This window comes from Pseudomonas sp. (assembly GCF_032058845.1).
In the GTDB taxonomy this organism is placed as follows: Bacteria; Pseudomonadota; Gammaproteobacteria; order Pseudomonadales; family Pseudomonadaceae; genus Aquipseudomonas.
Genome location: NZ_DAMCCR010000134.1, coordinates 1 through 9,335, shown reverse-complemented (window position 1 = coordinate 9,335; position 9,335 = coordinate 1). Strand labels below are relative to the sequence as shown.

Annotated in this window: 11 protein-coding genes and 1 tRNA gene; 3 read left to right on the top strand and 9 right to left on the bottom strand. The window is 62.3% G+C overall.

The window, feature by feature from the left end; genetic code table 11:
• Window positions 1-391: 391 nt before the first annotated feature.
• The 3 genes from RT028_RS18535 to RT028_RS18525 all read right to left on the bottom strand — a co-directional run bounded on the left by RT028_RS18535 (window position 392) and on the right by RT028_RS18525 (window position 3,550).
• Entirely contained in the window at window positions 392-1,549 is a 1,158-nt protein-coding gene (locus tag RT028_RS18535; protein WP_312936688.1) for an MFS transporter, read from the bottom strand.
• A 125-nt stretch (window positions 1,550-1,674) separates the two neighbouring features.
• Window positions 1,675-1,818, bottom strand: coding sequence for a hypothetical protein (locus RT028_RS18530; protein WP_312936686.1), 144 nt, complete (start codon window positions 1,816-1,818; stop codon window positions 1,675-1,677).
• Between the two features lie 517 nt (window positions 1,819-2,335).
• Complete coding sequence (locus tag RT028_RS18525) at window positions 2,336-3,550, bottom strand: MFS transporter (protein ID WP_312936685.1); 1,215 nt, start codon at window positions 3,548-3,550, stop codon at window positions 2,336-2,338.
• Between the two features lie 186 nt (window positions 3,551-3,736).
• On the opposite strand from RT028_RS18525, the gene RT028_RS18520 reads away from it, so the two are divergent.
• The 3 genes from RT028_RS18520 to RT028_RS18510 all read left to right on the top strand — a co-directional run bounded on the left by RT028_RS18520 (window position 3,737) and on the right by RT028_RS18510 (window position 5,609).
• Window positions 3,737-4,675 (top strand): FecR domain-containing protein, encoded by a 939-nt coding sequence (locus RT028_RS18520; protein WP_312936684.1) that lies wholly within the window; start codon window positions 3,737-3,739, stop codon window positions 4,673-4,675.
• 93 nt (window positions 4,676-4,768) lie between these two features.
• Window positions 4,769-4,845 (top strand) — tRNA-Met (locus RT028_RS18515).
• A 332-nt stretch (window positions 4,846-5,177) separates the two neighbouring features.
• A complete protein-coding gene (locus RT028_RS18510) occupies window positions 5,178-5,609 on the top strand; it encodes a DUF2628 domain-containing protein (RefSeq protein WP_312936682.1) in 432 nt (143 codons plus the stop codon).
• A 172-nt stretch (window positions 5,610-5,781) separates the two neighbouring features.
• Here the strand turns inward: RT028_RS18510 and RT028_RS18505 are convergent, their stop codons facing one another.
• The 6 genes from RT028_RS18505 to RT028_RS18480 form a co-directional block, all read right to left on the bottom strand.
• On the bottom strand, window positions 5,782-6,192 hold the full coding sequence (locus RT028_RS18505) for a hypothetical protein (protein WP_312936680.1): 411 nt from the start codon (window positions 6,190-6,192) through the stop codon (window positions 5,782-5,784).
• A gap of 96 nt (window positions 6,193-6,288) precedes the next feature.
• Window positions 6,289-6,756: an Imm26 family immunity protein gene (locus tag RT028_RS18500; RefSeq protein ID WP_312936678.1), complete on the bottom strand. Its 468-nt coding sequence runs from the start codon at window positions 6,754-6,756 to the stop codon at window positions 6,289-6,291.
• A 172-nt stretch (window positions 6,757-6,928) separates the two neighbouring features.
• Window positions 6,929-7,471, bottom strand: a complete 543-nt coding sequence (locus RT028_RS18495; RefSeq protein WP_312936676.1) for a D-Ala-D-Ala carboxypeptidase family metallohydrolase — start codon at window positions 7,469-7,471, stop codon at window positions 6,929-6,931.
• 54 nt (window positions 7,472-7,525) lie between these two features.
• Window positions 7,526-8,227 (bottom strand): DUF3053 domain-containing protein, encoded by a 702-nt coding sequence (locus tag RT028_RS18490; RefSeq protein ID WP_312936674.1) that lies wholly within the window; start codon window positions 8,225-8,227, stop codon window positions 7,526-7,528.
• Window positions 8,228-8,329: 102 nt separating this feature from the next.
• Window positions 8,330-8,785: a ribosomal protein S18-alanine N-acetyltransferase gene (gene rimI, locus RT028_RS18485; protein ID WP_312936672.1), complete on the bottom strand. Its 456-nt coding sequence runs from the start codon at window positions 8,783-8,785 to the stop codon at window positions 8,330-8,332.
• Window positions 8,782-9,335: energy transducer TonB (locus RT028_RS18480; protein WP_312936671.1), on the bottom strand; the 554-nt coding region annotated here is incomplete at its 5' end. The genes rimI and RT028_RS18480, both read right to left, overlap by 4 nt.

The following is a 9,335-nucleotide window of genomic DNA, read 5'->3' as shown; positions in this document are numbered from 1 at the left end:
GTGCGCCCTGCCGGCAGGCGCGCCAGGCAAACACCACGAACAACCCGGCCATCAACGCAGCCGCCGTGCTCTGCCGAGCGATCAGCGGCATGAATCGGACGCCACGCGCTTGTCCCTAGCCGGTCAACTCGGCGCGCCGTGCGCCCTGCCGGCAGGCGCGCCAGGCAAACACCACGAACAACCCGGCCATCAACGCAGCCGCCGTGCTCTGCCGAGCGATCAGCGGCATGAATCGGACGCCACGCGCTTGTCCCTAGCCGGTCAACTCGGCGCGCCGTGCGCCCTGCCGGCAGGCGCGCCAGGCAAACACCACGAACAACCCGGCCATCAACGCAGCCGCCGTGCTCTGCCGAGCGATCAGCGGCATGAATCGGACGCCACGCGCTTGTCCCTAGCCGGTCAACTCGGCGCGCCGTGCGCCCTGCCGGCAGGCGCGCCAGGCAAACACCACGAACAACCCGGCCATCAATGCCAGCATCATCGGCAGCCCATGGGGTGCGGCGCTCATGGCCGCGCCGCTGACCAGCGGGCCGACCAGGCTGCCGACGCCCCACAGCAAACCCACACTGGCATTGGCCATGACCAGGTCACGACCGCTGAACTGCTGGCCGATCAGCACCAGTGCCAGGGTATAGATGCCGCCGGCCACCGCGCCGAGCAGCACCAGCATCGGCCACAGCAGCCACTCGACCTGCAACAGCCACGGCAAGCCGATCCCGATTGCCATCGCCACCGCGCCACAGGCCAGGTGCAAGCCAGCGCGCTCGACGCGGTCGGCCAGCCAGCCCAAGGGCAGCTGGAACAGCATGTCGCCGGCAAACACCACCGTCACCATCAACGCCGCCACGCCTACGGCAAAACCATGGCTGGTGGCATAGATCGGCATCAGTGACAGCACCACCGCATCGAAGAACGAGAAGAACAGCACGCCCATGCACAGCGCCGGCGCCACGCGGAAGAAGCCGGCCAGGCCAAAGCCGGCCTCCTCGTCGTGATGCACGACCCGGTCGTTGGGCACCGTCAGCACAATGCACAGCAGGGCCAGGCCATAGCAGGCCGTGACCAGCCAGATCAGCCACGGGCTCTGCGCGCCGAGCACCGACAGCAGCGCCGGGCCCAGCACCTGAAAGCCGGTGAAGCAGGTGGCGTACAGCGCCATGATCTTGCCGCGGTTGTGCTCGGGGCACAGTTCGTTGACCCACGACTCGCCCAGAATGATCGCCACCCCCATGCCCAACCCCAGCGCCAGGCGCAGCACAGCCAGTTGCCACAGCGTGGCGAAGCCCCAGTCGAGCAAGGCGATGCTGGCGGTGCACAGACTGAAACTGAGCAGGTAGATGACGCGGCGGGTCAGGCGTCGGCAGCAGGCGTCGACCAGAAACGCCGAAAGCATCATGCCCGCTGCCGGAATCGCCGAAACGATGCCGATTTCCAGCGTGCTGGCCCCGGCTGCCTGCAAGCGCAGAGACACCAGCGGCAAGGTCGCACCCAGGCTGAAGCCGACCACCGAGACCGCAAACAACAGCCCCACCAGCAAACGCATGTTCATCCCTTCTCCTCAGCGGCTTCGTACACGGCCGCGCCCTATCCAGTCAACGTACAGCTGCTTTCAACGCACAGCGCTTCACGCGCAGGCACAGAGGCGCCACGCCGACAGTGGCCGGGCAGCGCGAATCAGCAACGTGGCAGATGCGGGGAAAAGGTGAAGGCGAACAGCACGCTGCGCCGACGCTTGAGCACCGTGTCGCTCGGCCAGGTGCAATGCCGGGCCTGTGGATCAGGCGGGCACGTTGGCGAGGACAGGGGGAAGCGGTGCATGAGGTCGGCTGCAGGAAAGGACAGGAGCCGCGACTCTAGGCCAGCGGCCCTGGCTCGTCAATCAGGCTAGTGGGCTAATGCCGCTCAGTGGGGAGCACGTCATTCGCAGCAGGAGCCACTCCGCCGCCAAGTGCCGCGCTGTCGCGCAGAGCTCTGGTTTTGCTGTGAGAGCGGGCGGTCCGGTGCTTCCCAGAGATCGCGGTATACAGACTCATTCGGTCCGCAATGCGTACTCGCTTCTCGCGATAAAGCGGTTCGGGTAGGAGCGGCTTTAGCCGCGATGGGCTGCGAGGCAGCCTCAATGGCTGCAGCATAGTGTCAGGCGATAACCGTCGCCTGGATCAGGACGGCTGCGCCGTCCATCGCGACTGACCGGAGCGCCGGACCGGTCGCTCCACACCGACCGCGCTTTCCAGAAGAATCACTTCGGCCCGCCCAACCCGGTCCCCTGGAGCGGTCGTTTCGGCCGCTTCTACAGGTTCCTGATGCTTCGCCCCATGGCAGCCTCATCATCGCATCAGCGTTTACGTGTCGAAGGCAGGAATATCGTCAACAACCCGAACAACGGCAGGAACGAACACACCCCATACACGTATTCGATCCCCCGCAGATCCGCCACATAGCCCAGCAGCGCCGCACCAATACCGCCGAAGCCGAACATCAGGCCGAAGAAGATCCCGGCGATCATGCCCACACTGTTGGGCACCAGTTCCTGGGCATAGACCACGATGGCGGAAAACGCCGAGGCCAGGATGAAGCCGATGATCACGCTGAGCACGGTGGTCCAGAACAGGTCCGCATAGGGCAGCGCCAGGGTGAACGGCGCCACGCCCAGGATCGAGAACCAGATCACCGCCTTGCGCCCGATGCGGTCACCGATCGGGCCACCGAAAAAGGTGCCCGCCGCTACCGCGCCGAGGAACAGGAACAGGTGCAACTGCGAGCTGGCCACCGACAGGTCGAATTTCTCGATCAGGTAGAAGGTGAAGTAGCTGGTGAAGCTGGCCATGTAGAAGTACTTGGAAAACACCAGCAGACCGAGGATCACCAGCGCCGCGATCACCCGCCCGCGCGACAGGCCGTGGGTCACCGGCACCACCTTGCGCGCCTTGGCCTGGCTCAGGTGCCCGGCGTACCAGCCACGCAGTTTCAGGGTCACGCAGAAGAAGAACAGCGCCGCCAGGCCGAACCAGGCCACGTGGGTCTGGCCGAACGGGATGACGATGGCCGCCGCCAGCAGCGGACCGAAGGCCGAACCGGTATTGCCACCGACCTGAAAGGTCGACTGGGCCAGGCCGAAGCGCCCGCCGGAGGCCAGGCGCGCGATCCGCGAGGTTTCCGGGTGGAAGGTCGATGAACCGATACCGACCAGCGCCGACGCCAACAGAATCATCTCGAAGCTGCCGACGAACGCCAGCATGAGAATGCCGACCAGCGTGCACAGCGTGCCCAGCGGCAGCAGGTTCGGCGTTGGCCGACGGTCGGTGAAGAAGCCGACCCAGGGCTGCAGCAAGGACGCGGTGACCTGGAAAGTCAGGGTGATCAGGCCGATCTGCGTGAAGCTCAGGTCGTAGTTGACCTTGAGCATCGGATAGATGGCCGGCAGCACTGCCTGAATCAGGTCGTTGATCAGGTGCGCCAGCGCGCAAAAGCCGATGATCGACATCACCAGGGTATTGGCGGGGTTCGCCGGGCTGGAGGCGGTGGAAGTCTGCGTACTGCTGCTGGCCATGGCCGAATCATCCGTGGGCGTAGGGAATGAAAAACGATTATCCGGAAACAACTAGTTACTTAGCTACCTTTTTTACCGCCTATCCGCCGTGTACTTGCAAATGGTTCTCAATATAAATAGCATCGCTGGCACATTGCCTTTCCTCCCTTTTGGCCTTTCTCACGTCCTTGCAGAGTCGACCGAACGATGAGCCCGATGCCCGCCTTGCAGCCCACGCCCGACCCCGATCAGGACGCCTTGGAGTGGTTCACGCTGCTGCAACAACCCGGCTGTGCCACGCAGTTTCGCCAGGCGTTCGCCACCTGGTGCGCCGACCCGGTCAATGCCCAGGCCTATGCTGCTTTACAGGCTCGCAGGCTGCCAATCAAACCCGTGCTGGTTCGGCCCCGCCCGCGCCCGCGCCTGCTGGCAGTGCGCAACGGCCGGGCCGGTCTTTACCTGGGCGTGCTCTTCGTGCTGATGCTGGCCGCCCTCGCCTACCTCTATTGGCCCTGGGCCGAGCGCCTGGCCAGCCAGGTGCACACCGACGCGGGCGAGCGGCGCATGGTGCACCTGAGCGAAGGCTCGACACTGCACCTCGATAGCGCCAGCGCCATGAACCTCGACTTGCGCGGGCGCGTGCGCCATTTGCAGCTGGTCCAGGGCCAGGTGCTGCTGGAGGTCAAGCTCGACGGGCGGGAAATGGACGTGAAGGTGGGCGATACGCGGATTCAGGTGTTCGGTACGCGCATGCTGATCGCGCGGCACGCCGACTACGATGAACTGGTGGTATTGAAAGGCCGGGCCGTGGTCCAGCAAGGCGCTGACCAGCGACTGGTGTCGGCCGGCGAGCGAGTGAGCTTCAATGACGCCGGCCTGCAGAGCGTTGAGAAAGCTGACGTCAAAACGGCAGAGGCCTGGCGCCAGGGTCGTCTGATCGCCAACGACATGCCGCTCGGCCATGTGCTGGAGCGCCTGGCTGGCTACCAGGGCCAACGGCTGTGGCTGATGGACGAGCAGACTGCCCAGCGTCGGGTCAGCGGAGACTTCGACCTGGACCGCAGCGCTGCCACGCTCGAACGCCTGGCAGGCGAACAGCACGTGCAGCTCAATGACGTGCTTGGCCACGGGCTGCTGGTGCGTTGATCGGTGGATCTGGCTAAGTTTCTGAAAGCGTGCAGATTTTTTTGAGGAGAGTGTTGACAGAGGGCGTGCTGAAGAGAATAATGCGCGCCAGTTGGCTACATAGCTCAGTTGGTTAGAGCATAGCATTCATAATGCTGGGGTCCGGGGTTCAAGTCCCTGTGTAGCCACCAAACACCTGCTTAGCGATGCCCGCATCGCCAAGCAACAAAGAAGCCCGCCTTGTGCGGGCTTTTTTGTGTCTGGCATTCCTGCTGAGCCCGCCCCACTTCAGTCCTCCCCCACCACAGATTGCCGCGCTGATTTGCGCAGTCCCAGCCGCAGGTAAAGTGCGAACGATTTAACAGTTCGCGCTTTCGGCTCGTGCAGCCCTGAACTCACGCCCCAATCGGGTATCTACAACGCGGCTTCACGCGCTAGCCCGTTGCAGCGACTTGGCAGGTGCAGACTGGCTATTCCAGGACGACATTCAACCTTTGATGGACCACTTCAAGGAGCATCACCCATGGCCGACACTCAGCACACACTTTCGCCAGATACTTCACTCAATGAAAAGTGGCAGGAACGCTTTGCCTTTTTCGAGCGATACGGCGGGCCGCAGTCGCCGCACTATCAGGCGGCCTTCAAAGCGCTGCCTGGAAAAAAACGTCGACTGATCGCCATGAACGTCATCGCGTTCTTCTTCGGGCTGATTTACCTGTTCGTCTTGGGTATGTGGCGCAAGAACCTGAGCTTGATCGGGATCGGTCTCGCCATTGGGCTTGTCCTGGGCCTGATCGAAGTTGCATTCGATTTAACGCTGCCTCGCGGGGTGGATTTTGGCATCAATGGCGGCATCGCAGCGATGTACGGCATGAGCACCAACTATGGCTATTACCTGACCCGCGTCAAAGGCTCCAAGAGCTGGAATCCATTCGAAGGCATGCGCTGGTTCTGAAAGTGCCCAGGCGGGACGAATACCTGCAAGAACGCGCGGCGAACACACCCACCGCGCGCCGCACGACCGTAGGGTGGCATGCGGGTACGGGTAATGGGCGCCGGGCGCGGACTGCCGCCGTGGCCTGGTGTGAGCACAGCATGAGCGCGTAGCGGGCCACGGTGAACAAGGCTCAGCCTTGCGCAGGGCAGGACTTTTCCGAAAGCGTGATCTGAGTAATCGGCGCGCCATCGTTATCGATATAGCGATAAGAAATCTGATTGCCAAGCGCCAGTACCATCAAGTACGCCGTCTGCTTGCACAGCGTGCGCATGATCTGCTGGTTCAAGAAGCTTTCATAATACCCTTGTTCGCCTGGCTGGCCTTTGTAGCCAGGCAAGGTGATGGTGTATTCGAGCTTTTTGTCCGCATAGACGATGTTATCCACCGTCGATTCGGCATCCAATATCAAGGGCAACTGCTTTTTCTGTTTCTCGACGACTTCGGCAAGTACCTTGTCAGCGTCCTGAGCGAATGCAGGCAATTCGGCAGAGAGGGCCAAACAACCCATCAGCAGCGCTGTAGCCGGTTTCAGACATTTCAAATCGATCAACTCCTTGATATGGATGATGTGTGGCGTAGCGTGGACACAAGACGACTGAGCGCATATACCCATGTGGCACAGCCATCCCTCAAGCTTTCAAACGATCCCCAGCGCCTCCTTGACGTCTGCATCCCCCATCGGCGAATAGGTCTCATAGGTTTTTGCCGCTTCTGCGCTGATGGCAACCTCACGGTCGAACTGATCGACACGCTTGCAAAAAGGGCCAACGCCATAAGTGAAGTAGATAAGCTCGTCGGTGGGCGCAGCATAGCCGGGCTGATGCCCCACGATCCGCCAATCCCCTTCGCTTTTCCTATCGAACAACCCATAGGAATCGAGAATCAACGGACGCCCGAGACGCTTGAAACTCGATAGAAGCGAGGCATCCGGGGTGCTCGCCTGCTCACAAAACACCTCTGCCACATGGCCCAGGCTGTTCTTCGTCATGATTCTGCCGAAATAAAATACACCGCCCTTCGATGAGAAGCAGAACAGATCACCGGGCTTCACATAGCGCAAAAGCGTTTTTGGTTTGTTGGCCCATTTTTGAAATTTTATTTCCATCACCGTTCTCCGCCAGCCTGAAGTCATCAACCCGAACAATGCACCTGTATTGCAAACAGAACCTGGTGTGCCTTCGCGCCACGACTGTAACCGTCATGAATACCGCGCGCAGTCGACCCGTCAGACAACGGCAAGTGTTTCAATCGACTTTCATACGCCAACTTGAATGCGCCTACCAACTTCGATAGCCCGCCGTATCAATATGTATGCGTCCCGATGGATAACGTCCCAAGCCCATGTTCCAGTCGGCGCCATGGTCTCGCCAGAAGGTGTAGAGCAGCGTCAGGTCCGTGTCAGGCGGCAGCAACAGGTCTACCGCAAAAGCGCGCAGATGGGCACTCTGCTTCGCACCGCCGGCGCAGGCATTGAGTGCCGGACCACGGTAGGCCGAGACCACTTCGAATGAAGACAGGATGCCCGCCTGGCGTACATGCTGGAGCAGCTCAAGGGTGGTACGCACCGCAGGCCATTGCGCCGAAGGTGGAATGGCGAACGGGTCGGCATGGCACAGGCGCCAGTCGGACGCCGAACGCAACAGCTGGTCGATCGGTACGACGCCATACAGGCGTGCCTCGACCAGCATGTCGCGAAACGCACGGGTCGGGTGGTCGCCGGCCCAGCGAGCGAACGAGAGCAGGTCCCGGTCATCGCCAGCAGCGCTGGCGTCACTGCTGAGCAGCGACACCAGGAGGAACGATAAAACCGTGCTGGGCATCACGACCGTTGCTCCCGCATGCACTGACTCGTGCCAGCTCCTGCGTCGTTGCAATCAACGGCCGTACATCACCGACTGCATGCGCGACTGCGCGTCCTGCACGGCCTTGCCCTGGGCATTGACCGCCTGCAGGCGCGTATTGAGCTCTTGCAGCACTTTGGGGTCCTGCACGGTGATCTGCGAACCGTTGATCTGGATCTGCGCCTTGTTGGCCTCGACGTAGTCGCCCACGCTCGAAATGGCATCCATCGCGGTGTTGATCTGCGGCAGCACGCCCATGAAGGCGTTGGTCGGCGTGCTCACGGTGCGGTCGTAGGCTTTGTCGTAGACCGGTTTCAAGTCGTCCGGCTGCTTGAGCTTGGCATGTGCGGCGTCGGCCTCTGCCCGGTACTGCTTGAGGTGCTCACCCATCTCGTTCAAGCCGTTCTTGGCGGCTTGCAGATCATTGCGATGCTCGATCACATCGTTCAGCGAGCGCACCGAAATGGTTTTGACGAGGTTGCCCAGCGGCTTGACGCTCTCATCCATCTTGCCGTTGAAGTCAGTGATCACCGCGTAGTGCGATGAATAGTCGCCAAAGGCCTTCGATTCCTCGGCGGTCGGCTTGGGAACATGAACCCCGGGCTTGTCGAGGATGCGGGTCTGCAGGAACTGCTTGAAGGCCGCGCGCTGGTCGGGCTCGCTGTCACCGCACGCGGCGAGGACTAACGGCAGAGCGAGGGCGAGTAGCCAGTGCGGGCGGAATGCGACGTGCATGTCGGTGGATCTCCGGAAGGAAGGAATGGTCACCGGATTAGTCATGCCAAACGCCGGGAAGTTTTACCCCCCGCTCGCAGACTGTGCAGTACCGCACATCACTCAGTCCTCAAACAACGTGCACGCCATCACCAGCGCATCTTCACGCCCGCCCGCCATGGGGTAGTAATCTCGACGCCGGCCCACTTCGTTGAACCCGTAACGCTCATACAGCCGGTATGCCGACTGGTTGCTCGCGCGCACTTCCAGGAAGCATTCGCGGCCGTTGAGCTGCCAGGCGCGGGCCATGAGGTGTTCGAGCAGGCGCAGGCCCAGGCCGCGGCCCTGGTTTTCAGGTTTGACGGTGATGTTGAGCAGGTGGGCTTCGTCGATGATCACGTTCACCACCCCGTGGCCCACTTGCTGCTGGCCGTCGAACATCAACCAGACCTCATACGACTTCAGCGCATCCTGAAAGATGCCGCGGGTCCAGGGGTGGCTGAAGGCGGCGTATTCGATCTTGAGCACGGCATCGAGGTCCGCCTCGGTCATGGGGCGGAACGTGATCGGGTCACTCATTCAACAGGTTTCCAGCGCGCCATCAGCTGGCGCATGGCTGTCCAGACATCGGCCTTGCGCTGCGGCTCGTCCATCAACAATTCAAGACCTGGCAGCGCCCAGGCAGCGCCCAGGCCATCGACCTCGAGCAGTTGGTAATACGCCGCTTCCTCGGCCGCGCCGGCAAAGCGTATGGCGGGCAGGCCGACCAGCCACAGACAGCCGCATGGGGCGTCTTCCAGACGCGCCTGGACGAAGGCTTGCACGAACTCGCGTGCAGCGTCCGGCCCCTGGTCCATGGTGCCGCGCACCAGCATCGGCCAGCGCACCGGCTCACCGACGATCTGCGGGGCGTCGGGCAGGCCCGCAGCGCGCAGCATGTCCTTGAGCAGCAGGTAAGAAGGATCGCGGCTCTGAAACGGCTGGCCGGTGGCCAGCTCGACCAGCAGCAAACAGTGCCCCGCGCGCAGCAGTTGCAAGGCGAAGCGTGGCGGCGGCACACGCGTGGGGCGTGTGGCGGGGGCCTTGCCCTCGGCCTCGGCGCCTTTGACGGCCGCCTTGAGCGCCGGCT